Here is a 578-nt window from a genome sequence, read left to right on the forward strand (position 1 = left end):
TTCGAACTCACCGCGATATTTTGCACCCGCAATCAGCGCGCCGAGGTCCAGCGACAGCAGCTTCTTGTCCTTGAGGCTCTCGGGCACGTCGCCATTGACGATGCGCAACGCGAGGCCTTCGGCGATCGCGGTCTTGCCGACGCCGGGCTCGCCGATCAGGACAGGATTGTTCTTGGTCCGGCGCGAGAGCACCTGGATGGTGCGGCGGATCTCCTCGTCGCGGCCGATGACCGGATCGAGCTTGCCGTCGCGCGCCGCCTGGGTCAGGTCGCGGGCATATTTCTTCAGCGCGTCATAGGCGTTCTCGGCCGTCGCGCTGTCGGCCGTGCGGCCCTTGCGCAGGGATTCGATTGCAGCATTTAGGTTCTGTGGGATAACGCCGCCCTTGGCCAGCAGTTGGCCGGCCTCGCTGTTCCTGTCCATGGCGAGGCCGAGCAGCAGCCGCTCAACCGTGACAAAGCTGTCGCCGGCCTTCTCGGCTGCCTTTTCAGCGGCATCAAAGGCTCGCGCGAGTTCGGGTGCAAGATAAACTTGCCCGGCACCGCTACCGGAGACCTTCGGCACCTTGTTCAGGGCGT

At 64.5% G+C, this 578-nt stretch carries 1 protein-coding gene; it reads right to left on the reverse strand.

What is annotated here, in order from left to right:
* Positions 1 to 578: Clp protease N-terminal domain-containing protein (locus IVB47_RS23955; protein WP_276576883.1), on the reverse strand; the 578-nt coding region annotated here is incomplete at both ends.

The sequence above is a fragment of the Bradyrhizobium sp. 62 genome, from assembly GCF_023073035.1.
Classification (GTDB): Bacteria; Pseudomonadota; Alphaproteobacteria; order Rhizobiales; family Xanthobacteraceae; genus Bradyrhizobium.